Source organism: bacterium (assembly GCA_036504735.1).
Lineage (GTDB): Bacteria > Electryoneota > RPQS01 > RPQS01 > RPQS01 > DASXUQ01.
Map to the genome: position 1 here is coordinate 444975 of DASXUQ010000010.1, position 24560 is coordinate 469534.

Sequence of the window (24560 nt, forward strand, 5' to 3'; positions counted from 1 at the left end):
AGGATGGCCAAGGCCAAGTTCCAGCGCAATAAGCCCCACGTGAACATCGGCACGATCGGCCACGTGGATCACGGTAAGACCACCCTTACGGCGGCCATTACACAGATTCTGGCTAAGACAGGGTTGGCGCAGGCGAAGAAGTACGACGAAATCGACAACGCTCCGGAAGAAAAGGCCCGTGGCGTCACGATTAACGTCCACCATGCAGAGTACGAAACCGTGAAGCGCCACTATGCTCACGTTGACTGTCCGGGCCACGCCGACTACATCAAGAACATGGTGACAGGTGCCGCTCAGATGGACGGTGCGATTCTGGTGGTAGGCGCCGACGACGGCCCCATGCCGCAGACTCGTGAACACGTGCTGCTGGCCAAGCAGGTGAACGTGCCCGCCATGGTCGTCTTCCTCAACAAGACCGATCTCGTGGATGATCCCGAACTGCTGGAACTGGTCGAAGTCGAAGTCCGTGACCTGCTCAGCAAGTATGGCTTCCCCGGCGACGATATTCCCGTGATCAAGGGGTCCGCTCTGGACGCGCTGTCCAACATTGACGATCCCGTCAAGACGAAGTGCATCTACGAGCTGATGGACGCCGTGGACAATTACATTCCCGAGCCGATGCGCGACAAGGACAAGCCGTTCCTGATGCCCGTCGAAGACGTGTTCTCGATCACCGGCCGTGGTACCGTGGGTACGGGTCGTATCGAGCGCGGCGTGTGCAAGGTCGGTATGGACGTCGAAGTGATCGGTCTGGGTCAGCACAAGAAGACCGTCGTCACTGGCATCGAAATGTTCCGCAAGTTGCTGGATGAAGGTATGGCCGGCGACAACGTGGGTCTCCTGATGCGTGGCGTGGAAAAGAACGATCTCGAGCGTGGCCAGGTTGTCTGCGCGCCGAACTCGATCAAGCCCCACCACAAGTTCGAAGCTCAGGTGTACGTGCTGTCCAAGGAAGAAGGCGGTCGTCATACCCCGTTCTTCCCGAACTACCGTCCGCAGTTCTTCTTCCGCACGACCGACGTGACCGGTTCGATCCAGCTCCCCGAAGGCGTGGAGATGGTGATGCCGGGCGACAACATTGTGATGACCGTGGAACTGATCACGGACATCGCCATGGATGAAGGTCTGCGTTTCGCTATCCGTGAAGGCGGCCGTACCGTCGGCGCCGGCGCGGTGACTAAGATCCTTGAGTAATCTTCGGCCATTGTGCTTCCCCCTTTGTCCCCCCACACGCGTGGGGGGATAGGGGACGGGGAGACCGGACGGCTGTAGCTCAATTGGTAGAGTACCGGTCTCCAAAACCGGGTGTTGGGGGTTCGAGTCCCTCCAGCCGTGCCACGTCCGCGCCGCGAGATCTTGACGTCGCGGACAAGAATCCACGTGAAAGACAGTTATGTTCAATAAGCTGATCACCTATCTCACGCAGGTCCGCGCTGAGATGAGCAAAGTAAGTTGGCCGACCCGTGCGGAGATGATGGAATCCACGCGCATTATTCTGGTTCTGTCCTTCATTCTCGCGATTGCGGTTTTTGCGGTTGATCGCATTCTGTCCTTCTCGCTCGAAAAAATTCTTCGATAAGCCGGCGCTGCCGCCAGGTGAGACTCGAGACCATACAGTGTCCGGCCTGCGGCTGTCCCGACTTTCAGCCTCACCTCGAGGTGCGGGATCGCTTTGAGACGGTGTCCGGTCAGTTCTTTTCCATTGTGCGCTGTTCAGGCTGCACGCTGCTCTATGTGAATCCGCGCCCGGACACCGAGTCCTTGCCGGCGTATTACGCCGCCGAAGGCTACGATCCGTTTGTCAGCAGCGGCAACGCCGCTTCCCTCAAGACCACAGCCTATCGTTTTGTCCGCCGCTTCACCATGCGCCGCAAAGCTGCGCGGGTGGCGGCAGGTCTGCCCAAAGGCGGACGGGCGCTGGACGTAGGGTGCGCGACGGGAGAGATGATTGTCCAGCTCAAGCTGCGTGGCTTTGACGCTTACGGCGTGGAACCCAATCCGGCTGCCGCGGAATTCGCGCGGTCGACTCTGGGGCTGACGGTCTGGTCGGGCAGTATCGGGGATGTTCCCGCGCATGCGGGGCCGTTTGATCTGATCACGCTGTGGCATGTTTTGGAACATGTGCCGGACCTGAACCGCGCGCTGAAACAATTGCACGGGATGCTGACGGCAAGCGGGCGTCTGGCAATTGCGGTGCCGAATCCGTTGTCCCTCGACGCGAAAGTCTACGGCAGCACATGGGTGGCCTGGGATGCCCCGCGACATCTTTATGATTTTGAACCGGCGGTGCTGACGGCGTTGCTCGAGACATCGGGATTCCGGGCCGAACGGCAGGGAGCAGTGGCGTTCGACGCCTTCTACCATTGCCTGCTTTCGGAAAAACCGGGGGCGGCCGGAACCGTCAAGGCGGCGGTGCGCGGACTTCAGAGTTATGCGCGGGGGTTAGCCGGCGGGGAAGGGTCCTCGGAACTGTACTTCGCTTACAAAAGGTAGCAGAAGCATTATCGTGACATCTACTCCAGAAACAGCCATTTCTTCCAGCGAATCCGCCTGGTATGTGATCCATGTCTTCACGGGTCAGGAAGAGAAGATCAAATCCTTCCTAATGGAAGAGGTGAAGCGGCTTGGTCTGGAAGAACAGATCACGCAGGTGCTGATCCCCAAGGAAGAAGTGATTGAGATGCGGGACGGGAAGAAGAAGGCGAAAACCCGCGTCTTCTTTCCCGGCTACATGCTGGTGGAGATGCTGCTGAACAAGGCCACCGAGCATCTGATTCTCAACACTCCGCAGGTCATTAATTTCGTCGGTCCGAAGAACAAGCCGCAGGCGCTGCGCAAGCATGAAGTCGAGCGGATTCTCGGACACGTGGACCGTGCCGAAGGCACGCAAGTGATCGAAGTGCCGTTCCAGGTGGGCGATTCCATCAAGGTGATCGACGGGCCGTTCAAGGATTTTACCGGCGTGGTGCGCGACATCAATCTGGAGAAGCGCAAGGTGAAGGTCATGGTTTCGATCTTCGGCCGCTCCACTCCCATCGAATTGGATTTTCTGCAGGTCTCGACAGACCTGTCTTCGTAACAGCGAATTTTTTCCCGCAGCGTTCGTTCAACAGGTTTCAGATAGACTATGGCAAAGAAAATAACCGGCATTATCAAACTCCAGCTCAACGCGGGCAAAGCCACACCGGCTCCCCCCGTTGGACCCGCGCTTGGCCAGAAACAGGTCAACATCATGGAGTTTTGCAAGCAGTTTAACGCGCGAACGGAAAAAGACGCGGGGATGATTATTCCCGTCGTGATCACGGTCTACCAGGACAAAAGCTTCACGTTCATCACCAAGAGCCCGCCGGCATCGGTGCTGCTCCGCAAGATGGCGAACGTGGAAAAGGGCTCGGGTATTCCCAACCGCACGAAGGTGGGGACGGTATCCGCGGCGCAAGTCCGCCAGATCGCCGAATTGAAGATGAAAGATCTGAACGCCAATGATGTGGACATGGCGATGCGCATGGTCGAAGGGACCGCACGTTCGATGGGCATCAACGTTCAGGGTTAACCATTCATGGCTGGGAGGCTCGCAAGCCGCTTGGACCAGCCTGGAGGCCAGACAGAGTGAATGATTCGAAGCGCATTCGCGCAAACGAGAAGCTCGTAGACCACCGCAAAGAGTACACACTGGAAGAGGGCGTTGCCCTGATCAAGAAGTGCGCTCCGGCGAAGTTCAACGAGACGGTGGAAATATCCGTGCGTCTGGGAGTCGATCCCAAGAAAGCGGATCAGATTGTGCGTGGCACGGTCGCGTTGCCGCACGGCACGGGCAAAACGGTTCGCGTGCTGGCGATTACGAAGACCAAGGCCGCCGAAGCCGAAGCCGCGGGAGCGGACTTTGTCGGTTTTGAGGACATCGTGGAGAAGATCAAGGGCGGCTGGACGGACGTGGACGTCATCGTGGCGACCCCTGAAGCGATGCCCGAGATCGGTAAGCTGGGCAAGATCCTCGGCCCGCGCGGCCTGATGCCGAACCCGAAGGCGGGAACGGTGACGGTGAATATCGCGCAGGCGATTCACGAGATCAAGGCCGGTAAAGTGGAATTCCGCGTGGACAAGTTCGGCATCCTGCATCTGGGTGTCGGCCGGATTTCGTTTACCGAGCAGCAGCTCCTCGAAAATCTTGTGGAGTTTTTCCGTAATATCATGCGCCTGAAGCCGCCGACGGCCAAGGGGCAATATGTCAAGACCGTGTACTTGACCTCGACCATGGGCCCGGGCATCAAGCTGGGACGCGCCGTGGTGGAAGGCTCCAAGTAAAGCGAACCGCCGTCCGGCGAAAACGATAAGCGAACCGCGAAAGCGCATTTATACCATGGAAACGGAAACACACAAGAGACCGCCGAAGCCGAAGAAGATCGAAACCGTCCGCGAACTGACGGACCGTGTGCAGCGCGCACGGGGGATCTACTTCACCGAGTACAAGGGGCTGACGGTCGCTCAGATCACGGACCTGCGCCGGCAATGTTATCAGAAGCACGTCGAGTACCTCGTGTGCAAGAATACGTTTGCGCGCATGGTCATGACGGAGAAGGGCTATGGGGACATCCTGCCGCTGCTGGTCGGTCCCGTGGGCATGGCCTTCGCCTATGAGGATCCGGCGGTCCCCGCCAAGATCCTCTTTGATTTTGCCGCCAAGAACGAGAAACTCGTGCTGAAAGGCGGCATGTTCGAGGGCAAGCCTATCCGTCCGGCGGATATCGAGATCATCAAGGAACTGCCGAGCCGCGACGTGGCCCTCTCGACGTTGATTGCCGCGATTTACGGCCCTGTTCAGGGTTTTTACAATGTGGTGAACGCCGTGTTGCGTGACTTCGTATCGGTGATCGACCAGATCGCCGAGCAGAAGAAGGGCCCCGGCGCCGAACCTGTCGCCGAGTAACACAGAACACAAACCAGATATACGGAGTGAATGGTGAACCAGATCATTGAAGCCATCGAGAAGATGACCGTCATGGAACTCGTCGAGCTGAAGAAGGCTCTCGAGGAAAAGTTTGGCGTAACGGCTGCCGCCCCGATGATGATGGGTGCAATGCCCGCGATGGGCGCCGCCGCCGCCCCGGTCGAAGAGAAGACCGAGTTTGACGTGATCTTGACCGGTTTTGGCGCGAACAAAATCCAAGTCATCAAGGTCGTGCGCGAGTTGACGGGTCTTGGGCTGAAGGAAGCCAAGGATCTCGTGGACGGCGTGCCGAAGCCGGTGAAGGAAGCCGTGACGAAGGACGAAGCGCAGAAGCTGAAAGCGAAATTGGAAGAGCAGGGAGCGACGGTCGACATTAAGTGACCGGAGTCTGGAGTGCCCCGTTATCGATTGCTTTTCTTTCAACTTGAACCTTAAGGTTGCCGGGTCAGTCCGCGGGAGGCGCGGAACGGGCTTGGCAATCTTGCGTTTATTGACCGCGGGGTTTTCCCGGCGGTGACGACGGGTTTGACCGCCCCCTAAGGGCGGTTTGGCCGCCTATGGCCGTATACTAAATCAGGGAGATCAGCGTTGCGCGACACGCGAAAAACCATCCAGCGAATCAACTTCTCGAAGATCCCCGAGGTTCTCGAGTTGCCCGACATGCTGGAAGTACAGCTTCGCAGCTTTGAGGACTTTCTGCAAGGGGCGCTGCTCCCCTCGCGGCGCAAACCCCAGGGCTTGCAGGCGGTTTTCAACAACATCTTCCCTATCATTGATAACCGCGAAACGCACATTCTCGAGTTTGTCGAGTATTATGTCGAAGCGCCCAAGTACGACGAGGACGAGTGCCGCGAGCGCGGAGTGACCTTTCAGGCCGCTCTGAAGGCCAAGCTGCGGTTGTCGTCGCGGGACGAAGCGAGCGAGACCGGCAGCTTCGACAACACCATCGAGAGTGACGTGTATCTGGGCAACCTGCCGTTGATGACGACGTCCGGGACGTTCATCATCAACGGCGCGGAGCGCGTGATCGTGTCGCAGCTTCACCGCAGTCCGGGCGTGTCGTTTTCCGACGACATTCACCCGAACGGCAAGAAGATTTTCACGGCGCGCATTATTCCGTTCCGCGGCTCCTGGATCGAGTTCACGACGGACATCAACGACGTCCTGTACGTGTACATCGACCGGCGCAAGAAATTTCCGGCGACCACGCTGCTGCGCGCTCTCGGGCACGCCACGGACCGCGACATTCTGCGGCTGTTCGACTTCATCGAAGACGTCAGCCTCAGCCGCAAGGACATCCAGAAGGAGTTCGGGCGGCAGTTCGCGACCGACATGGTCAACGAGACATCCGGTGAAGTGATCGTTCAGGCCAACGCGGAATTCAACGAAGAGAGCCTGAAGGCGCTGACCGCGGCGAAGGCGAAGAACGTCGAACTGCTGCGCCTGCGCAAGCGCGACGTGATCTACGACATCATCCGCAACACGCTGAACAAGGATAAGTCCAAGAGCCCCGACCAGGCGCTCGAAGTGATCTACCGCGAACTGCGCAGCGGAGAACCGCCCGACATCGACACCGCGCGCAAGTTCCTCCAGCGCCTGTTCTTCGACGAGAAGCGCTATGACCTGGGCACGGTGGGACGCTACCGCATCAATACCAAGCTGCAGTTGACGGTGCCGCTGGAGACGACGGTGCTGACCGAAGACGACATGATCGCGATCCTCAAGTTCGTGCTCAAGCTTCGCATCGGCAAACAGGTGCCGGATGACATCGACCATCTGGGCAACCGCCGCGTCCGTACCGTGGGCGAGCAGCTCGCCAACCAGTTCTCCGTGGCCCTGTCGCGCATGGCGCGCACGATCAAGGAGCGCATGAACCTGCGCGACAGCGAATCGCTCACGCCGCAGGATCTGATCAACGTGCGCACGATCACGTCGGTGGTCAACACGTTCTTCGGGACGAACCAGCTCTCGCAGTTCCTCGACCAGGTCAATCCGCTGACCGAACTCACGCACAAGCGCCGCCTCTCGGCCCTCGGCCCCGGCGGTCTGACCCGCGAACGCGCGGGCTTCGAAGTTCGAGACGTGCATTACACGCACTATGGCCGCCTCTGCCCGATTGAGACGCCGGAAGGTCCGAACATCGGTTTGATCTCGTCGCTGTGCACCTATGCCAAGATCAACGAGATGGGCTTCGTGGAGACGCCCTATCGCGTGGTGAAGAACGGCAAGGTCACCAAGCAGATCGAATATCTTTCCGCCGACGAGGAAGACCGCGTCACGATTGCGCAGGCGAACTCGCCGATCAATCAGCGCGGAGAATTCCTCACCGACAAGATCAAGTGCCGCCAGCGGAGCGATTTCCCGATCCGCACGCCCAATGATCTGGACTACATGGACGTGGCCCCCTCGCAGATCGTTTCGATTGCCGCGGCGCTGATTCCGTTCCTCGAGCACGACGACGCCAACCGCGCGCTGATGGGTTCGAACATGCAGCGCCAGGCCGTGCCGCTGCTTCAGCCGCAGACCCCTTATGTGGGCACCGGCATGGAGCGCAAGGCCGCGGAAGACTCGCGCACGCTGATCGTCGCTCCCGATGACGGCATCGCCGAGTACGTAGACGCCAACCGCATCACGTTCCGTCCGCGGAACAAGCCGGTGGACGCCAACGGCGGACCGGTCGTCAGCGGAAACGGCAACGGCACCGCGGAAGGCGCCGCGCCGGTGTCGGACGAAGCGATCACGTACAAGCTGAAGAAATTCTACCGCACCAATCAGGACACGTGCATCAATCAGCGTCCGATCGTGGCGGAAGGCGAGCAGGTGAAGAAGGGGCAGGTGCTGGCCGACGGCTGCGCCACCGAAAAGGGCGAACTGGCCCTCGGACGCAACGTGCTGGCGGCGTTCATGCCCTGGAACGGTTACAACTTCGAAGACTCGATCATTCTTTCCGAGCGCATCGTGTACGATGACGTCTTCACCTCGATCAACATCGAGGAGCTGGAGCTTCAGGTACGCGAGACCAAGCGCGGCGAAGAAGAGCTGACGCGGGAAATTCCCAACGTGTCGGAAGACGCGGTGAAGGACCTCGACGAGGAAGGCATCGTGCGCATCGGCGCGACGGTGCGTCCGGGCGACATTCTGGTCGGTAAGGTCACGCCCAAAGGCGAGACCGATCTGACTCCGGAAGACAAGCTGCTCAAGGCGATCTTCGGCGACAAGGCGGGCGACGTGAAAGACGCCAGCCTCAAGGCGCACACCGGCATGTACGGCATCGTGATCAACACCAAGCTGTTCAGCCGCAAGAAGAAGGACGCCAAGACGCGGCGCGACGACAAGAATGCGCTGGAGGATCTCGAACGGCGCAAGGAGCGCGACGAGCAGTCGGAAAAACGCCGCCTGGCGGAGGATCTGTACGCGATTCTGCGCGGCCACAAGTCCAAGGAGATTCGCTCCAAGGACGTGCAGGACGGCATGAGCTACGTGCTGATTCCCGACGGCACGCCGTTTTCCGAAGCCGCGATCAAGGCGCTCAACTTCGACGATCTGGAAGCGGATTACCGCTGGACGGACAACGAAGCGGTGAACGAGCAGGTCGAGCAGGTGTTCGAGAAGTATTACGACCGCATGTACATGATCGGCACGGAGTACAAGAACGAGAAGTACCGGATTCAGGTCGGTGACGAACTGCCCCCGGGCATCGTGCAGCTTGTCCGCGTGTACGTGGCGCAGAAGCGCAAGATCATGGTGGGCGACAAGATGGCCGGACGCCACGGAAACAAGGGCGTCGTCGGCAAAATCGTCCCGATGGAAGACATGCCGTTCCTTCCGGACGGCACGCCGGTGGATATCATCCTGAATCCGCTGTCGGTGCCGTCGCGTATGAATATCGGCCAGATCTTCGAAACCACCCTCGGCTGGGCCGCGCACCGTCTCGGAGTCTACTTCGCGACGGCGGTTTTCGACGGCGCCAAGCTGGGCGATCTTGACGAGTGGCTGACGCGGGCGGACCTGCCGCTGCACGGCAAGACCTACCTGTTCGACGGGCGCAGCGGCGACCGTTTCGAGCAGCCCACGACGGTCGGATACATTTACATGATGAAGCTTTCGCACCTTGTGGACGACAAGATACATGCGCGCTCGATTGGACCGTACAGTCTGATCACCCAGCAGCCCCTCGGCGGCAAGGCACAGTTCGGCGGCCAGCGCTTCGGAGAAATGGAAGTCTGGGCGTTGGAAGCTTACGGCGCCGCTCACGTGCTGCAGGAGATCCTGACCGTGAAGTCCGACGACGTGAACGGGCGTGCGCGTACCTATGAGGCCATAGTGAAAGGGGAAAACCTTCCCATCCCCGGGATTCCCGAATCGTTCCACGTGTTCATCAACGAATTGCGCGGACTGGGGCTGGACGTCAAGCTACTGGAGTGATCCCGCAGCGTGACGTGCGCGCGGGATGACCGCGCGCGGTGTGGCCGGTGCAATCCACAAGAGGAGACACAGATGCTTCCGCTTTATACGCCGGACGAAGTCGAAACCGGAAATTTCACGAAGATTTCGATCAGTCTGGCTTCTCCCGATACGATCTTATCGTGGTCTCACGGCGAGGTGACCAAGCCGGAGACCATTAACTACCGCAGCTACAAGCCGGAAAAAGACGGCCTGTTCTGCGAAAAAATCTTCGGCCCGGTCAAGGACTGGGAGTGCCATTGCGGCAAGTACCGCGGCATCCGTTACAAGGGCATTGTCTGCGACCGCTGCGGCGTGGAAGTGACCAAGAAGGATGTGCGGCGCAAGCGCATGGGGCACATCAGCCTCGCCGTACCCGTGGTGCACATCTGGTACTTCCGCAGTCTGCCGTCCAAGATCAGCTATGTGCTGAACGTCAGCACGCGCGATCTGGAACGCATCATCTATTACGAATCGTTCGCGGTGATTCAGCCGGGCAAGAGTTCGCTGCGCCGCAAGGATCTGCTCTCCGAATCCGAATATCTGGAAGTGATGAGCGAACTCGGACCGCAGGAAGACCTGCCGCCCGAAGAGCGGTTCGTCGCCAAGATGGGCGGCGAGGCGATCCGTGATCTGCTGGCGACGGAAGTCATCGAGGATCTGGCGCAGGAACTGCGCGCGCAGATCAAGGTGGAGTCCAGCGCCCAGCGCAAGCACGACGCGATCAAGAAGCTGCGCGTGGTGGAAGCGTTCAAGGAAGCCGGCGCCACCTCGCTGAACAAGCCCGAGTGGATGGTCATGTCGGTGATTCCGGTGGTTCCGCCGGACCTGCGTCCGCTGGTGCCGCTGGAAGGCGGCCGCTTTGCGACGTCGGATCTGAACGACCTGTACCGCCGCACGATTATCCGCAACAACCGGTTGAAGCGGCTGATCGAAATCCGGGCGCCTGAGGTGATTCTGCGCAACGAGAAGCGCATGTTGCAGGAAGCTGTGGATTCGCTGTTCGACAATGGCCGCAAGTCCGTGGCCGTGCGCAGCGACGGCAACCGCCCGCTGAAGAGCCTTTCGGACAACCTGAAAGGCAAGCAGGGACGTTTCCGCCAGAACCTGCTGGGCAAGCGCGTGGACTATTCGGGCCGTTCGGTCATCGTCGTCGGTCCGGAACTGAAGCTCCACGAGTGCGGTCTGCCCAAGGATATGGCCGTCGAGCTGTTCAAGCCCTTCATTATCCGCAAGCTGATCGAATACGAATTCACCAAGACGGTGAAGTCGGCCAAGCGCCTCGTCGAGAAAAAGACCGACGAAGTGTGGGCGATCCTCGAAGAGATTATCAAGGACCACCCGGTTCTGCTGAACCGCGCGCCGACGCTGCACCGTCTGGGTATTCAGGCCTTTCAACCGCTGCTCATCGAAGGCAAGGCAATCCGCCTGCATCCGCTGGTCTGCGCGGCATTCAACGCCGACTTCGACGGCGACCAGATGGCCGTCCACGTGCCGCTCTCCTACGAGGCGCAGGTGGAAGCCCGTCTGCTCATGATGGCGAACCACAATATTCTCCATCCGGCGCATGGCCGTCCGATTGCGGTGCCCTCGCAGGACATGGTGCTCGGTCTGTATTACCTGACCAAACGCAAGGTCGGCGAGCCGTACGAGTGGAAGGCGTTCGCCGATCCGGAAGAAGTGATCGTCGCGTGGAACGACCGGAAGATCGGCCTGCACACCCGCATTCGCGTGCGGACGACAGGCAAGCTGATCGAGACCACGGTGGGCCGCGTGCTGTTCAACCGGATTCTCGAGCAGAGTATTCAGGATACGCGCTTCTTCAACGAGATGCTCGCCAAGAAGCGCATCGAAGAGATCATCTACTACAACATTCTGACGATCGGCATCGGCAAGACCGCCGAATTCCTTGACCGTTTGAAGGAACTGGGCTTCAGCCAAGCGACCCGCGCCGGCATCTCCATCGGCCTCGCCGATGTGGAAATTCCGCCGGAAAAGGACGAGATCATCGAAGAGGCGTACCGCCGCGTCGAAGAGATCCAGTCGCAGTATGAAGAAGGTATCATCACGGACGGCGAACGTTACAACCACGTGATCGATATCTGGACGCATACCTCGACGAACGTGGCCGAGGTGATGTTCAACCAGCTCAAGTCGAGCCATGACGGCTTCAACCCCATCTACATGATGGCGGATTCGGGCGCTCGTGGTTCCAAGGAGCAGATCCGCCAGCTTGCCGGTATGCGTGGACTGATGGCCAAGCCGCAGAAGACGATGACCGGCCAGAAGGGTGAAATTATCGAAAGCCCGATTACGGCGAACTTCAAGGAAGGCCTGTCGGTTCTCGAGTACTTTATTTCGACGCACGGCGCCCGAAAGGGTCTGGCCGATACCGCTTTGAAGACCGCCGACGCCGGCTACCTGACGCGCCGTCTGGTGGACGTGGCGCAGGACGTGATTATCCGCGAATGGGATTGCAGCACGCTGCGCGGCATTTTCCTGGAGGAAGCTCAGGAAGGCGAAGAGGTCACGGAGCAGCTTCACGAGCGCGTGATGGGCCGCGTGTTGTCCGAGCCGATCTTCGATCCCGTCTCGGGCGAAAAGATCATGGAAGCGAATACTCTGGTGGCGGAGAAGGAAGCGGCGATGCTGGCCCAGGCCGGCGTGACCCGCATCAAGATCCGGTCGGTGCTGACGTGCGAATCGGTGCGCGGCGTGTGCGCCATGTGCTACGGGACGAACCTGGCGACAGGGCGTCTGGTGGACATCGGCGAGGCCGTGGGCGTCATGGCGGCGCAGTCGGTGGGCGAGCCCGGTACGCAGCTTACCCTGCGCACCTTCCACATCGGCGGCGCGGCGTCGCGCGATGTGTCCGAATCCCAGCGCATCGCCAAGCGCGCCGGTAACATCGTGTTCGAGAACGTGGACTTCATCCACCGCGAGGACGGAAAGAAGATTTCCATCCGCCGCAGCGGTTTGATCAAGATTCTCGACGAGAACAACCGGCAGGTCGCGCGGTACAAGCTGCCGTACGGCTCGGAAGTGTACGTCAACGAAGGCCAGCATGTCGCCGAGGGCGAGTTGCTGTTCAATTGGGATCCGTATTCGGACTCGATCCTGGCGTCGACGGGTGGCGTGATCCACTACGTGGACATCAAGGAAGAGCAGACTTTCCACTATCAGGTGGACGAAACCACGGGCATGCGGCACAAGGTGATCATCGAGTCCAAGGATCGCAAACTGAACCCGCACCTTGTGATCATCGACGCGGAAGGCAACCGCCAGGCGAGCCACATTTTGCCGACCGACGCCCACCTTCTGGTGGACGACGGCAAGCCGATCAAGATCGGCGAGCCTTTGGCCAAGATGCCGCGCAAGTCGGGCAGCATCCGCGACATTACCGGCGGTCTGCCGCGGGTTACGGAGCTGTTCGAAGCGCGCCGTCCCAAGGACCCGGCTACGGTATCGGAAATTGACGGTATCGTGCGTTTCGGCGGTCTCAAGCGCGGTGTGCGTATGGTGACGGTCACCTCGCTGGACGGCCAGGTAGAACGCAAGTACGCCGTGCCTTACGGCAAGCATATTCTGGTGCACGACCACGACCACGTGTCGGCGGGCGAAAAGATCACCGAAGGGTCGGTGGTGCCGCAGGACATTCTGGCCATTCAGGGCGCGTGGAAGGTGCAGGAGTACCTGGTCAAGGAAATTCAGGAAGTGTACCGGTCGCAGGGTGTGCGCATCAACGACAAGCACATCGAAGTGGTGGTGCGGCAGATGCTCCAGAAGGTGCGCATCGAGGATCCGGGCGACACCGATTACCTTGAAGGCGATCACGTGGACGGCTTGAAGTTCATCCGCTCCAACGAAAAGATGCTGAACAAGGTGGTGGTGGAGGAGCAGGGCGACACCCCGTTCCGCGTCAACCATCTGGTGGAGCGCGCCGAGTTCAACCGGGAGAACCGGAAGATCCGTGCGGCAGGCGGGGTGGAGGGCAAGTCCCGTCCGGCCAAGCCGGCGACGTCGACACCGGTGCTGCTGGGCATTACTCAGGCCAGCCTCTCAACCGAGAGCTTTATTTCGGCGGCGAGTTTCCAGGAGACGACCCGCGTGTTGACCGACGCAGCGATCTCGAAGAAGACGGATATGCTGTCCGGTCTGAAGGAAAATGTCATCATGGGCCATCTGATTCCTGCGGGGACGGGTCTGATCCAGTACCAGAAGCTGCGGGTACGCCGTCCGGCGGAGGAAGAGGAAGAGTTGGCGAAGGACTTCAAAATCACCTTGCCCTCTCTGACGGGCGAGCCAACTGAAGGCGTTGAAGAGCCTCGGGTTGGAGAGGTGGTTGTTCCGGAGAAGAGGCAGGAGCCTTAAAGCCTCTCTTTCGGTGTTAGAGTCCTTTCCTCGAATTAACAGTAGTTTAGAATGAAATAAGCTACTGTAATGGTGTGGTCTGTCGCCGCAGATGACCTTGTGATGGCCTTGACAAAGTAAGGCAGAATCGTTTAATTTGTAAGTCTAAGCCGAAAAGGGGAATCACTTCTTTGCCAACGGTTCAACAGCTAATCCGTCTGCGGCGCGAACCCGCCAAGTATAAAACGTCCGCACCTGCTTTATCCCGCTGCCCCCAGCGCCGGGGAGTCTGCACACGCGTCTACACCACCACGCCCAAGAAGCCGAATTCGGCCCTGCGCAAGGTTGCCCGTGTGAAGCTCACCAACGGCATGGTGGTCACGGCCTACATTCCGGGAGAAGGCCACAACCTGCAGGAGCACTCGATTGTGCTTATTCGCGGTGGCCGTGTTAAAGATCTGCCCGGAGTTCGTTATCACATCATCCGCGGTATTCTTGATGCCGCTGGCGTGGAAGGCCGCAAGCAGGGCCGTTCCAAGTACGGCACGAAGAAGAAGGCGGCAGTAGCAGCCAAGGGCAAGAAGTAGGCTGCGTCGTTCACCCGCGCGTCCTTTCCACTATCTGATTCAATTCCCAGGCGAATATGTCCAGAAGAAAGCGATCCTTCAGGCGTGAAAGGCTGACCGACCCGAAGTACGGTTCGGCAGAAGTAGCGGCCTTCATCAACGGTCTGCTCCGCAGAGGCAAACGCTCGATTGCCGAGAACATCCTTTACGGCGCGTTGAATATTATCGAAGAGAAGACGAAGAGCGATCCGCTTGAAGTCTTCATCAAGGCTATGAAGAGCGTAGCCCCGATCGTCGAGGTCAAGAGCCGCCGCGTCGGTGGATCCACCTATCAGGTGCCCATCGAAGTCCGGCCCAACCGCCGTCAGGCATTGGCCATCCGCTGGCTGATCAACTACGGGCGGGCGCGGGGTGAGAAGACCATGGCCCAGAAACTCGCCAGCGAGTTCATGGCCGCCGCCAAAGGTGAAGGCTCCGCGATCAAGAAGCGTGACGACACGCACAAGATGGCTGAGGCCAACAAGGCGTTTGCCCACTTCCGCTGGTAGCCGCAGGCGTGACGCCTGCACCCGAGTCGCCTGCTCGGCGGCGCGGAATTTTTCAGGCGGCACAGAGTGGCTATGATTCGATTGTACGATAGATAGAGAAGAGATACGTTGACCGTCCCTAATACTCAGACGAAGAAGGCCAGTGGCAAGGGCCAGAAGGATGTTTCCAACCGCCTGCCGCTGACCATGACCCGGAATATCGGCATCATGGCGCACATCGATGCCGGTAAGACGACCACGACGGAACGCATTCTCTTTTATACAGGCCGCCTGCACCGCATGGGCGAAGTGCACGAAGGCGGGGCGACGATGGACTGGATGGAGCAGGAAAAAGAGCGCGGCATCACGATTACCTCCGCCGCGACGACCTGCTACTGGAGAGACCATCGCGTCAACATCATTGACACCCCGGGCCATGTGGACTTCACCGTAGAAGTTGAGCGTTCCCTCCGCGTGCTGGATGGCGCCGTGGCCCTGTTCTGCGCCGTGGGCGGTGTGGAGCCGCAATCGGAAACCGTGTGGCGTCAGGCCGATCGGTATCATGTCCCCCGCATCTGTTTCGTCAACAAGATGGACCGGGCGGGCGCGGACTTCTTCCGCGTCGTGGAGATGATCCGGACCCGCCTGCACGCGAATCCGGTGCCGGTGGCGATTCCGCTGGGCGCGGGCGACATGTTCAACGGCGTCGTGGACCTGATCACGTTCAAGTCCATGATCTGGGTGGAAGAATCCCAGGGATTGCGCTACGAAGAGTTCGACGTGCCCAAGGACATTTGGGATGTCGCCCACCACTGGCGCGAAAAGCTGATCGAAGCCGTTTCCGATTACGATGATCATCTGATGGAAGCTTTTCTGAACGAAAAGCCCATCGCCCCCGAAGAGATCCGGGCGGCCCTTCGCAAGGCCACCATCGACATGAAGATCTTTCCGGTGCTGGTCGGATCATCTTTCAAGAATAAGGGTGTGCAGCCGCTGCTGGATGCGGTGGTAGATTATCTTCCTTCGCCGGTGGATGTAGGCGCGGTCACGGGAATCCATCCCAAGACCGAAGAGGAAGAGATTCGCGAAGCCGATCCGGAAGCCCCCTTTGCCGCGCTGGCGTTCAAGATCATGAACGATCCCTATGTCGGCAAGCTGACGTTCTTTAGAGTCTATTCGGGCCGCCTGCAGACCGGGTCCATGGTGCTGAATGCGAACACCGGCAAGAAGGAGCGCATCGCGCGCCTGCTGCTGATGAGCGCCAACAAGCGCGAGGACGTGCAGGAAGTTTCCGCCGGCGATATCGCCGCCACGGTCGCGTTGCGCGCCGTGCGCACGGGCGACACGCTGTGCAACGAGCATCACCCGATCATGCTGGAGAAGATGGAGTTTCCGACTCCGGTCATCGAAGTCTCGATCGAGCCGAAGTCGAAAGCCGACCAGGACAAGATTTCCGATGCGCTCACCCGGCTGGCGGACGAAGACCCGACCTTCCGGGTTACGCAGAACGACGAGACGGGACAGACGATTATCGCCGGCATGGGCGAGCTGCACCTTGAAATTATTGTGGACCGCCTGTTGCGCGAGTTCAAGGTGGATGCGGTGGTCGGAAGACCGCAGGTGTCCTACAAAGAGTGCATTCGCAAGTCGGCGCATATCAACTACAAGTTCGCCAAACAGTCCGGCGGGCGCGGCCAATTCGCGCATGTGGTCCTTGACATAGAACCGGCGACACCCGGTGTGGGATTTGTCTTCGAGAACAAGATCATGGGCGGTGCGATTCCCAAGGAATACATCCCCGCGGTGCAGAAGGGTCTCGAAGAGGCGATGAAGACCGGCGTGCTGGCAGGGTATCCGCTGATGGATATCAAAGCCACGCTGGTGGACGGATCCTATCATGAAGTCGACTCGTCCGAACTGGCCTTCAAGATTTGCGCCAGCATGGCGCTGAAGGACGGAGTCCGTAAGGCCGATCCGGCGCTGATGGAACCGATCATGAAGGTCGAAGCGGTCACGCCGGACACATACCTCGGCAATGTGGTGGGCGACATCAATTCGCGCCGCGGCCGGATTCAGGATATGCATCCGCGTTCCGATGGCCAGGTCGTCCATGCCCTGGTTCCGCTCTCTGAGATGTTTGGATATGCCACGTCGCTCCGGTCGCTGACCCAGGGACGCGCCATTTTCTCGATGATGTTCGACCACTTCCAGGAAGTGCCGACCTCCGTTTCCGAAAAGATACTGGAAAAGAAATAACGAGCGCAGCGCGCGAGTTTACAACCGGTTTTCAAGGTGCAGAAAGGTTTCATACGCATTCGGCTGAAGTCTTACGATCATAATCTGATCGATAAGTCCACCGAAAAGATCATCCAGACCGCTAAGAGTACGGGCGCGGTAATCTCGGGCCCCATCCCCTTGCCGACGCGCCGTACCGTAGTCACGGTCAACCGCTCCCCTCACGTGGACAAGAAGTCCCGCGAGCAGTTCGAGACCCGCGTTCATAAGCGGCTCATTGACATTCTCAACTCGACCCCCAAGACCGTGGACGCTCTGATTCGTATCGAGCTTCCTGCCGGTGTAGACATCGAAATCAAGACATGATCGGACTCATCGGAAGAAAAGTGGGCATGACCCGCGTCTTTGACGCCAAGGGGAACGTTACCCCCGTTACCGTCATCGAACTCGGCCCCAATCAGATCACCAACCTTCGCACCCTGGACAAGAACGGGTACGTGGCCACCTGTCTCGGCTTCGAACAGAAGCGGGATAAGCTGGTGCGCAAGCCGCAGAAGGGGCACTATGCGAAACTTGGGATCACCGCGCCGCGCGTGGAAAAAGAGTTGCGCGAAATGGAACTCGAAGGCAAGCGCGTCGGAGACAGCGTGAAGTGCGACCTGTTCACCGTGGGCGACCTCGTCAAGGTGACGGGTGTGTCCAAGGGTAAGGGCTATGCGGGCGTCATCAAGCGCCATCATTTCTCCGGCCCGGTGTCCACGCACGGTACGCACGAGTTTTTCCGGCACGGTGGCGCCATCGGTGCGCACACCTTTCCCGGCCGCGTATGGAAAGACATGCGTATGGCTGGCCGCATGGGGCATGACAATGTCACCGTGCGTAACCTTAAGGTCGTCCGTGTGGACGTGGACGCCAATTTGATCATGATCAAGGGTGCCGTCCCCGGCCCGAACCAAGGGCTTGTCGTAGTCCTAAAGTAATGAAAGTCGCCATGCAACTGCCTGTATATAAGCGAGACGGCTCGAAGACCCCGGAGACCGTGGAAATCCCGGATGTGCTGGTTCACGGCACCGCCGAGACCCCGTTCGAGCCGAACGACCACGCCATCTGGCTGGCTGTGCGCAGCGAAGAAGCCGCGCAGCGCCAGGGCACGGCCGCTACGAAGAACCGCAAGATCGTGCGTGGCGGCGGCCGCAAGCCCTTCAAGCAGAAGGGAACCGGCAACGCCCGTCAGGGTACCATTCGTTCGCCCCTCAATCCCGGTGGCGGCACCATTTTCGGACCGCAGCCCCACCTGTACCACGTCAAGCTGACGGACAAGCTCCGCAAGCTGGCGCGCCGCAGCGCCTTCGTGTACAAAGTGCAGGAAGAGAAGATCCGCGTGGTCGAAGACTTCAGTCTGGACGCACCGCGCACCCGGGACATCGCCGGCGTGTTCAACGCGCTGGGCTTGGGCAAGGAAAAGGTCCTGCTGCTCACTCCCGATTTCGATCTCACGCTGGCCAAGAGCGTGCGCAACCTGAAGTACGCCGTGTCCCAGAAGGCGGAAGCCGCCTCGACGCGCGAACTGATGGATTGCACGGCGATCCTGGTTCAGAAGAGCGCGCTGCCTAAACTTGTGAAGGTGCTCGACCATGCTGCATAAGAGATCCGTTCTGCGCAAGCCGCTGCTCACGGAGAAAGTGGCCCAGATCCAGGACAAGCACAACCAGTACGCCTTCATGGTGGATCCCGACGCCAACAAGGTCGAGATCAAGCGCGCCGTCGAACTGAAGTACTCCGTGACCGTCAAGGAAGTCAACACGATGTGCGTGCGCGGAAAGATGAAGCGACTTGGCCGGTTTGAAGGCAAGCGGGCCGATTGGAAGAAGGCCATTGTCACGCTGAAGGCCGGTGACAGTATCGAGTTGGCCCAGAACGTATAGCCGAAGATTTGCGAGCGTTTCACATATGCCTGTAAAGAAGTTCAGACCCCTTACCCCAAGTCAGCGTTTCCGCACCGTTCTGGTACGGACCGACTTGTCGAAGGAAAAGCCCGAGAAGAGCCTGCTGACTCCGCTGCCCCACAGCGGCGGCCGCAACAATAACGGGCGAGCGACCAACATCAATACCGGTGGCGGCCATAAGCGGTTCTATCGCATTATTGATTTCCGCCGCGACAAGTTTGATATCCCGGCCAAGGTCGCGCGGCTCGAATACGATCCGAACCGCAGCGCCAACATCGCCCTGTTGTTCTACGCCGACGGCGAAAAGCGTTACATCCTCGCGCCCGACGGGCTGCGGGTGGGTGACACGATCACCTCGTCGCGCACCGTGACGGACATTCGCGTGGGCAACGCGATGCCGTTGGCGAGAATCCCCCTCGGGTCCTTCGTCCACAACGTGGAAATGAGGGTCGGCAAGGGCGGACAGATCGCGCGCTCGGCGGGAACCAGCATTCAGGTCATGTCGGTCGATACGAACTACGCGCTGCTTAAGCTGCCTTCGGGGGAAGTGCGCAAGGTTCCGGTGCAGTGTCTGGCCACGGTGGGCCAGGTGGGCAACCTCGACCATGAAAAGATTTCGTCGGGCAAGGCCGGCCGCACCCGCTGGCTGGGCCGCCGCCCCCATAACCGCGCCGTGGCGAAGAACCCGGTGGACCACCCGATGGGTGGTGGTGAAGGCAAGAGTTCAGGCGGTCGCCATCCCTGCACGCCGTGGGGTAAGCCGACCAAGGGTTACAAGACGCGCAATCCGCGCAAGCTGTCGAGCAAGTTGATTGTTCGCCGCCGCAACGTTCAGACGAGAGGATAATTCTCCATGGCACGATCTCTGAAGAAGGGGCCGTTCATTGACCCCAGACTGGAAGGGAGAATTCTGAAGATGAACGATGCGCACGAGAAGAAAGTGCTCAAGACGTGGTCGCGTCGTTCGATGATTTCGCCGGATTTTGTCGGCCACACGCTGGCCGTGCATAACGGCAAGAAGTTCTTGCCCGTGTATATCACGGAAAATATGGTCGGGCATAAGCTCGGCGAATTCGCCCCGACACGGACATTCAAGGGCCACACGGCCAAAAAAGCCGAAAAAACGGTCGCCAAGAAGTAGGAAGAGTCATGGAATCGCGCTGTGTGGCAAGATGGATTCGGATCTCCCCGCGTAAAATGCGCCTGGTGGCGGATATGGTTCGCGGCAAGACGGTCAACGAAGCTATCGGCCTGTTGAAATTCACGCCCCGTTCGGGCGCACGACCGACGCTGAAAGCGATTCAGTCGGCGGTGGCCAACATCGTCAACCGCGAGGACGCGCACGATGTGAACCCCGACGCACTGGTGGTCAAGACGATCTTTGTGGACGAAGGCCCGACGTACAAGCGCTTCTTACCGCGCGCCATGGGCCGGGCCACACCGCTGCGCAAGCGGTCGAGCCACCTGACGGTGGACGTGGCCATTCCTCAAATCAAGGGTACCGCCGTCGAAGCGAAGCCCGTCGAAGAGCCGAAAGAAAAGAAGCGCGTGTTCGGGCGCAAGCCCGCTCCCGCCGCCAAGAAGGCCGCACCGAAGCGTTCTCCTAAAACGAAGAAGACGGAATAACCTGTGGGTCAGAAAGTTCAACCGGTTGGCATGCGTCTGGGAATCATCCGCACGTGGAACAGTGCCTGGTTCGATGAACGCAACTTCGCCGACAAACTGCATGAAGATCTGTATCTCCGCAAGTACCTCACACAGCGTCTGAAGGGCGCCGGGGTGGCCGGGATCCAAATCGAGCGCACTCCCAAGCAGCTCACGCTGACCATCCGCACCGCGCGGCCCGGCATCGTGATCGGCCGCAAGGGCGCGGAAGTGGACAAGCTCAAGGCGGAGCTTCGGAATCTTACCAGCCGCGACGTGCAGGTCAATATCTTTGAGATCAAGCGTCCGGAACTGGAAGCCAAGCTGGTGGCCGACATGATCGCCCAGCAGCTCGAAGGCCGCGTGTCGTTCCGCCGCGCGATGAAGAAGGCGATGCAGACGACCATGCGCATGGGCGCAGAAGGCGTGAAGGTGTTGTGCTCGGGGTGCCTCGGCGGCGCGGAAATGTCCCGCCAGGAAGGCTACCGCGAAGGCCGCGTGCCGCTGCACACCCTGCGGGCCGATATCGACTACGCGTTGTCCGTGGCGAAGACCGCCTACGGCACCATCGGCGTCAAGGTCTGGATCTGCAAGGGTGAAGTGATCGGCAAGAACGTACTGGCCGGCGGTCAGATCCGTCCGCGGGACCAGCGTGAACGCGAAGTCCGTCCGGAACGGTCCGACCGCCCGGAGCGCGGGGATCGTGACCGGGATCGCGATAGAGACAGGGATCGTGACCGCGGCGAACGGACGAGATAATCTAAACGACCATGCTTACACCGAAAAGACTGAAATACCGCAAGCAGCAGCGCGGACGCCGCAAAGGGTATGATTACTGCGGGGCGGACGTGGCCTTCGGCGAATACGGACTCAAGGCGATGGGTGACTGCTGGATGACCTCGCGGCAGATCGAGGCGGCCCGTGTGGCGCTCACGCGTCACGTCAAGCGCGGCGGCAAGATCTGGATCCGCGTGTTCCCCGACAAACCCGTCAGCAAGAAGCCGCTCGAAACCCGCCAGGGAAAGGGCAAGGGCCCGGTGGATTTCTACGGCGCGATCATTCGTCCGGGACGCATTCTGTTTGAAATTGAGGGCGTGGATGCCGCCACGGCTCGCGAGGCCATGCGTCTGGCGGCACAGAAGCTGCCGATCAAGACGAAGTTCGTTGAGCGCGACGTCACGCACACGTAAGGAATAGAGACAACTCATGGCTAAGAGCAGTAGTGCAGGACCGCTGAAAATGACCGAGCTGAAGGAACTCCCCTTGTTGGACCTTCAGAACCGGCTGAAAGAGTGGGAAGAGAATCTTGAGACTCTCCGCTTTCAACTGGACTCGGGCCAGCTTCCGAATACGGCGCGCGTGCGTCAGATACGTCGCGACATCGGGCGGCTCAAGACCGTCATTCACGAGTGCGAGCTGGGCCTTCGCAAACCCAAAGGGATTTCGGCATGATGGATACTTCCGTGGCGTCCCCCACAGCGGCGGACCGTGGATTGCGTAAGACTCGGGTGGGCAAGGTCGTGTCCAACAAGATGGACAAGACCATCGTGGTCGTCGTTGAACGCCGCGTGAAGGACCCGCTCTATCAGAAATATGTCAAGCGGACCCGTAAGTTCATGGCTCACGACGAGAAGAACGAGTGTGAGATCGGGGACCGTGTCCGGATTATGGAGACCCGCCCGCTTTCCGCGCGGAAGAACTGGCGGCTGGTCCAGGTCATCGAAAAGAGAAAATAGCCGCTCATGATTCAGGAATTCTCGATACTGACCGTTGCGGACAACACCGGCGCCAAGAAGGCCCGCTGCTTCCGCGTGTATGGCGGCACGGGCCGTCGCATCGCATCGGTGGGCGACATCATCATGGTCTCCATCCGCAGCGCGATCCCCAATGGTTCCGTGAAAAAGGGCGAGACCTCGCGGGCCGTGGTTGTGCGCACAAAGAAGGAAGTCCGCCGCAAGGACGGGTCCTACATCCGCTTCGACGAGAACGCGGTGGTGCTGATTGACAAGGAAAACGAGCCGCGCGGCACGCGTATTTTTGGCCCGGTCGCCCGGGAGCTGCGCGAGAAGCAGTTCATGAAGATCATTTCCCTCGCGCCCGAAGTCGTCTGACCGGACCGCGTTCACTACACTGAGAATAGCAAGAGGCGAGTATGTCCGCCCATATGAAGATTAAGAAGAATGACCTCGTGGTGGTGATTGCCGGCAATGGCCGCGGCAAGCGCGGGAAAGTCCTGAAGGTTTTTCCCGAAAAGCAGCGCGTGGTTATCGAAGGGGTCAACTTTATCAAACGGCACCAGCGTCCGACGCAGACCCGTCCCCAGGGCGGCATCGTCACGCGCGAAGGCGCCATCCATGTGTCCAACGTCATGCTGCTGGATCCCAAGTCCGGCAAGCCGACCCGTGTAGGCCGCAAGGTCCTGACCGGCGGGGATAAGGCTCAGCGTGTGCGGTTCGCCAAAGTTTCAAACGAGATGATCCACGATGAGCGCTGAACAAGCTAAATCTGCTGCAAAGCCCGCCGGCGGCAAGCCGGCCAAGGGTGCACCGCCCGCAGGGGGAAAGAAGGGCGGCAAGGAAGCGAAGGGGCAGCAGCCCTTAGCCGGAGCGCGCCCCAAACTTCCCGCCGGTTATATCGCGCGGATGCAGACCCATTACGGCGAGAAGGTCGTTCCTGCCCTGCAGAAGCGGTTCCAGTTCAAGAACCCGATGGAAGTGCCCCGCCTGGTCAAGATCGTCGTCAACGTCGGCGTCGGCGAAGCGGTCACCAATCCGCGGCTGATCGACGGCGTGGTCAAGGAACTGTCCCTGATCACCGGCCAGCGTCCCGCGATTTCCAAGGCCCGCAAATCGATCTCGAATTTCAAGCTACGTGAAGGCATGCCCATCGGCGTGTTCGTCACCATGCGCAAGACGCAGATGTGGGAGTTTCTGGATCGCCTGATTTCGCTGGCGACGCCCCGCATCCGTGACTTCCGCGGCCTGCCCGACAAGGGTTTCGACGGGCGCGGCAACTACACGGTCGGCTTGAAAGAACAGATCATCTTTCCGGAAATTGACCTCGACTCGGTCGAGAAGATTCGCGGCATGGATATCACCTTCGTGACCACCGCCAAGAATGACGTGGAAGCCTACGAGCTGCTGAAGGAGCTGGGTCTTCCGATGCGCAAAAGAGAACCCAAAGCTCAGGCCGCAGTCGCTGCCTGATAAGAGATTAAACGGCACTACAAGTTTATGGCAAAAGCCTGCCTGATCGCCAAATCCAAGAAGACCCCTAAGTTTCACGTCCGGGCGCATAATCGCTGCCGCCGCTGCGGAAGACCGCGTGCTTTCTTGCGTAAGTTCGCGCTCTGCCGCCTCTGTTTCCGTGAGCTGGCCCTTTCGGGCGAGATCCCCGGAATCGTTAAGGCGAGCTGGTAGTCTCTCTGTCCCCGTTCACGAAAGCGTTCTTAATCGACTATGCCAACAACCGACCCGATTGCGGACCTCTTGAACCGCATCCGCAACGCCCACAAGGCGAAGCACCCCCGCGTTGACATCCCGTTCTCCAAAGTGAAGAGCGAGATCGCACGCGTACTGATGGACTGTAACTTTATCCACGACTTCGTGCATGTGGATGAAGGCCCGCAAGGGTATTTGCGTCTGTATCTGAAGTATACGGCGCAGGGCAAGCCGGTGATCCAGGGAATCCGCCGGATTTCCTCTCCGGGTTTGCGGCGCTATGTGAATAAGGACGAAATCCCTCGCGTGCTGAACGGTCTGGGTGTCTCCATTCTGACGACATCCAGAGGGGTGATGACGGGGAATCAGGCGCGCAAGCAGGGTTTGGGCGGCGAAGTACTCGCCGAGATCTGGTAATTGCCAAGATAAGTGTTCATCCGCTCGCGCGGATTGAGTTTTAG

The 24560-nt window shown here is 59.6% G+C and carries 28 protein-coding genes, 1 tRNA gene and 1 pseudogene; all 30 read left to right on the top strand.

Annotation, left to right across the window (positions count from 1 at the left end):
- Nucleotides 1-3 precede the first annotated feature (3 nt).
- The 30 genes and pseudogenes from tuf to rpsH all read left to right on the top strand — a co-directional run bounded on the left by tuf (nt 4) and on the right by rpsH (nt 24516).
- Nucleotides 4-1194 (top strand): elongation factor Tu, encoded by a 1191-nt coding sequence (tuf, locus tag VGL38_11155; protein ID HEY3295984.1) that lies wholly within the window; start codon nt 4-6, stop codon nt 1192-1194.
- Nucleotides 1195-1262: 68 nt separating this feature from the next.
- Nucleotides 1263-1338 (top strand) — tRNA-Trp (locus VGL38_11160).
- 55 nt (nt 1339-1393) lie between these two features.
- On the top strand, nt 1394-1579 hold the full coding sequence (gene secE / locus VGL38_11165; protein ID HEY3295985.1) for a preprotein translocase subunit SecE: 186 nt from the start codon (nt 1394-1396) through the stop codon (nt 1577-1579).
- Between the two features lie 17 nt (nt 1580-1596).
- Nucleotides 1597-2493: a class I SAM-dependent methyltransferase gene (locus tag VGL38_11170; protein HEY3295986.1), complete on the top strand. Its 897-nt coding sequence runs from the start codon at nt 1597-1599 to the stop codon at nt 2491-2493.
- Between the two features lie 13 nt (nt 2494-2506).
- The gene (gene nusG, locus VGL38_11175) at nt 2507-3079 is read left to right on the top strand and encodes a transcription termination/antitermination protein NusG (GenBank protein ID HEY3295987.1); all 573 of its coding nucleotides are present in this window, start codon (nt 2507-2509) and stop codon (nt 3077-3079) included.
- A 48-nt stretch (nt 3080-3127) separates the two neighbouring features.
- Entirely contained in the window at nt 3128-3553 is a 426-nt protein-coding gene (gene rplK, locus VGL38_11180) for a 50S ribosomal protein L11 (GenBank protein HEY3295988.1), read from the top strand.
- A gap of 56 nt (nt 3554-3609) precedes the next feature.
- Nucleotides 3610-4305 (top strand): 50S ribosomal protein L1, encoded by a 696-nt coding sequence (gene rplA / locus VGL38_11185; GenBank protein HEY3295989.1) that lies wholly within the window; start codon nt 3610-3612, stop codon nt 4303-4305.
- A 55-nt stretch (nt 4306-4360) separates the two neighbouring features.
- Complete coding sequence (rplJ, locus tag VGL38_11190) at nt 4361-4927, top strand: 50S ribosomal protein L10 (GenBank protein ID HEY3295990.1); 567 nt, start codon at nt 4361-4363, stop codon at nt 4925-4927.
- Between the two features lie 33 nt (nt 4928-4960).
- On the top strand, nt 4961-5329 hold the full coding sequence (rplL, locus tag VGL38_11195; protein ID HEY3295991.1) for a 50S ribosomal protein L7/L12: 369 nt from the start codon (nt 4961-4963) through the stop codon (nt 5327-5329).
- Between the two features lie 207 nt (nt 5330-5536).
- Complete coding sequence (rpoB, locus tag VGL38_11200; GenBank protein ID HEY3295992.1) at nt 5537-9373, top strand: DNA-directed RNA polymerase subunit beta; 3837 nt, start codon at nt 5537-5539, stop codon at nt 9371-9373.
- Nucleotides 9374-9445: 72 nt separating this feature from the next.
- The gene (gene rpoC / locus VGL38_11205) at nt 9446-13762 is read left to right on the top strand and encodes a DNA-directed RNA polymerase subunit beta' (protein ID HEY3295993.1); all 4317 of its coding nucleotides are present in this window, start codon (nt 9446-9448) and stop codon (nt 13760-13762) included.
- A 170-nt stretch (nt 13763-13932) separates the two neighbouring features.
- Nucleotides 13933-14328 carry a 30S ribosomal protein S12 gene (rpsL, locus tag VGL38_11210; GenBank protein ID HEY3295994.1) on the top strand — a complete coding sequence of 132 codons (396 nt, stop codon included), beginning with the start codon at nt 13933-13935 and terminating at the stop codon, nt 14326-14328.
- Between the two features lie 56 nt (nt 14329-14384).
- Nucleotides 14385-14855 (top strand): 30S ribosomal protein S7, encoded by a 471-nt coding sequence (rpsG, locus tag VGL38_11215; GenBank protein ID HEY3295995.1) that lies wholly within the window; start codon nt 14385-14387, stop codon nt 14853-14855.
- A gap of 174 nt (nt 14856-15029) precedes the next feature.
- A complete protein-coding gene (gene fusA, locus VGL38_11220; protein HEY3295996.1) occupies nt 15030-17090 on the top strand; it encodes an elongation factor G in 2061 nt (686 codons plus the stop codon).
- 36 nt (nt 17091-17126) lie between these two features.
- The gene (gene rpsJ / locus VGL38_11225; protein HEY3295997.1) at nt 17127-17435 is read left to right on the top strand and encodes a 30S ribosomal protein S10; all 309 of its coding nucleotides are present in this window, start codon (nt 17127-17129) and stop codon (nt 17433-17435) included.
- Nucleotides 17432-18049, top strand: a complete 618-nt coding sequence (rplC, locus tag VGL38_11230; GenBank protein HEY3295998.1) for a 50S ribosomal protein L3 — start codon at nt 17432-17434, stop codon at nt 18047-18049. Before rpsJ ends, rplC begins: the two co-directional genes overlap by 4 nt.
- 11 nt (nt 18050-18060) lie before the next feature.
- Nucleotides 18061-18714 (top strand): 50S ribosomal protein L4, encoded by a 654-nt coding sequence (rplD, locus tag VGL38_11235; GenBank protein ID HEY3295999.1) that lies wholly within the window; start codon nt 18061-18063, stop codon nt 18712-18714.
- The gene (gene rplW / locus VGL38_11240; GenBank protein ID HEY3296000.1) at nt 18707-18994 is read left to right on the top strand and encodes a 50S ribosomal protein L23; all 288 of its coding nucleotides are present in this window, start codon (nt 18707-18709) and stop codon (nt 18992-18994) included. Before rplD ends, rplW begins: the two co-directional genes overlap by 8 nt.
- 25 nt (nt 18995-19019) lie before the next feature.
- Nucleotides 19020-19862: a 50S ribosomal protein L2 gene (gene rplB / locus VGL38_11245; GenBank protein ID HEY3296001.1), complete on the top strand. Its 843-nt coding sequence runs from the start codon at nt 19020-19022 to the stop codon at nt 19860-19862.
- A 6-nt stretch (nt 19863-19868) separates the two neighbouring features.
- Nucleotides 19869-20156 (top strand): 30S ribosomal protein S19, encoded by a 288-nt coding sequence (gene rpsS, locus VGL38_11250; protein HEY3296002.1) that lies wholly within the window; start codon nt 19869-19871, stop codon nt 20154-20156.
- A gap of 8 nt (nt 20157-20164) precedes the next feature.
- Nucleotides 20165-20494: pseudogene (rplV, locus tag VGL38_11255) on the top strand (50S ribosomal protein L22).
- 150 nt (nt 20495-20644) lie between these two features.
- The gene (rpsC, locus tag VGL38_11260) at nt 20645-21418 is read left to right on the top strand and encodes a 30S ribosomal protein S3 (protein ID HEY3296003.1); all 774 of its coding nucleotides are present in this window, start codon (nt 20645-20647) and stop codon (nt 21416-21418) included.
- An 11-nt stretch (nt 21419-21429) separates the two neighbouring features.
- Nucleotides 21430-21849: a 50S ribosomal protein L16 gene (gene rplP, locus VGL38_11265; GenBank protein ID HEY3296004.1), complete on the top strand. Its 420-nt coding sequence runs from the start codon at nt 21430-21432 to the stop codon at nt 21847-21849.
- A gap of 43 nt (nt 21850-21892) precedes the next feature.
- The gene (rpmC, locus tag VGL38_11270; GenBank protein ID HEY3296005.1) at nt 21893-22111 is read left to right on the top strand and encodes a 50S ribosomal protein L29; all 219 of its coding nucleotides are present in this window, start codon (nt 21893-21895) and stop codon (nt 22109-22111) included.
- The gene (rpsQ, locus tag VGL38_11275) at nt 22111-22395 is read left to right on the top strand and encodes a 30S ribosomal protein S17 (protein ID HEY3296006.1); all 285 of its coding nucleotides are present in this window, start codon (nt 22111-22113) and stop codon (nt 22393-22395) included. The genes rpmC and rpsQ overlap by 1 nt, the downstream gene beginning before the upstream one ends.
- Before the next feature lie 6 nt (nt 22396-22401).
- A complete protein-coding gene (gene rplN, locus VGL38_11280; GenBank protein HEY3296007.1) occupies nt 22402-22770 on the top strand; it encodes a 50S ribosomal protein L14 in 369 nt (122 codons plus the stop codon).
- Between the two features lie 53 nt (nt 22771-22823).
- Nucleotides 22824-23153 carry a 50S ribosomal protein L24 gene (gene rplX, locus VGL38_11285; GenBank protein ID HEY3296008.1) on the top strand — a complete coding sequence of 110 codons (330 nt, stop codon included), beginning with the start codon at nt 22824-22826 and terminating at the stop codon, nt 23151-23153.
- A gap of 148 nt (nt 23154-23301) precedes the next feature.
- On the top strand, nt 23302-23865 hold the full coding sequence (gene rplE, locus VGL38_11290) for a 50S ribosomal protein L5 (protein HEY3296009.1): 564 nt from the start codon (nt 23302-23304) through the stop codon (nt 23863-23865).
- A gap of 27 nt (nt 23866-23892) precedes the next feature.
- Nucleotides 23893-24078: a type Z 30S ribosomal protein S14 gene (locus VGL38_11295; protein HEY3296010.1), complete on the top strand. Its 186-nt coding sequence runs from the start codon at nt 23893-23895 to the stop codon at nt 24076-24078.
- A 39-nt stretch (nt 24079-24117) separates the two neighbouring features.
- The gene (gene rpsH, locus VGL38_11300) at nt 24118-24516 is read left to right on the top strand and encodes a 30S ribosomal protein S8 (protein ID HEY3296011.1); all 399 of its coding nucleotides are present in this window, start codon (nt 24118-24120) and stop codon (nt 24514-24516) included.
- The last annotated feature ends 44 nt before the right edge of the window (nt 24517-24560 follow it).

Excerpts from the sequence above, each read along its gene's own strand:
- tuf (HEY3295984.1), top strand. The coding sequence starts at position 4 with ATGGCCAAGGCCAAGTTCCAGCGCAATAAGCCCCACGTGAACATCGGC.
- secE (HEY3295985.1), top strand. The coding sequence starts at position 1,394 with ATGTTCAATAAGCTGATCACCTATCTCACGCAGGTCCGCGCTGAGATG.
- rplK (HEY3295988.1), top strand. The coding sequence starts at position 3,128 with ATGGCAAAGAAAATAACCGGCATTATCAAACTCCAGCTCAACGCGGGC.
- rplJ (HEY3295990.1), top strand. The coding sequence starts at position 4,361 with ATGGAAACGGAAACACACAAGAGACCGCCGAAGCCGAAGAAGATCGAA.
- rpoC (HEY3295993.1), top strand. The coding sequence starts at position 9,446 with ATGCTTCCGCTTTATACGCCGGACGAAGTCGAAACCGGAAATTTCACG.
- rpsG (HEY3295995.1), top strand. The coding sequence starts at position 14,385 with ATGTCCAGAAGAAAGCGATCCTTCAGGCGTGAAAGGCTGACCGACCCG.
- rplC (HEY3295998.1), top strand. The coding sequence starts at position 17,432 with ATGATCGGACTCATCGGAAGAAAAGTGGGCATGACCCGCGTCTTTGAC.
- rplD (HEY3295999.1), top strand. The coding sequence starts at position 18,061 with ATGCAACTGCCTGTATATAAGCGAGACGGCTCGAAGACCCCGGAGACC.
- rplB (HEY3296001.1), top strand. The coding sequence starts at position 19,020 with ATGCCTGTAAAGAAGTTCAGACCCCTTACCCCAAGTCAGCGTTTCCGC.
- rpsS (HEY3296002.1), top strand. The coding sequence starts at position 19,869 with ATGGCACGATCTCTGAAGAAGGGGCCGTTCATTGACCCCAGACTGGAA.
- rplP (HEY3296004.1), top strand. The coding sequence starts at position 21,430 with ATGCTTACACCGAAAAGACTGAAATACCGCAAGCAGCAGCGCGGACGC.
- rpsQ (HEY3296006.1), top strand. The coding sequence starts at position 22,111 with ATGGATACTTCCGTGGCGTCCCCCACAGCGGCGGACCGTGGATTGCGT.
- rplN (HEY3296007.1), top strand. The coding sequence starts at position 22,402 with ATGATTCAGGAATTCTCGATACTGACCGTTGCGGACAACACCGGCGCC.
- rplX (HEY3296008.1), top strand. The coding sequence starts at position 22,824 with ATGAAGATTAAGAAGAATGACCTCGTGGTGGTGATTGCCGGCAATGGC.
- rplE (HEY3296009.1), top strand. The coding sequence starts at position 23,302 with ATGCAGACCCATTACGGCGAGAAGGTCGTTCCTGCCCTGCAGAAGCGG.
- VGL38_11295 (HEY3296010.1), top strand. The coding sequence starts at position 23,893 with ATGGCAAAAGCCTGCCTGATCGCCAAATCCAAGAAGACCCCTAAGTTT.
- rpsH (HEY3296011.1), top strand. The coding sequence starts at position 24,118 with ATGCCAACAACCGACCCGATTGCGGACCTCTTGAACCGCATCCGCAAC.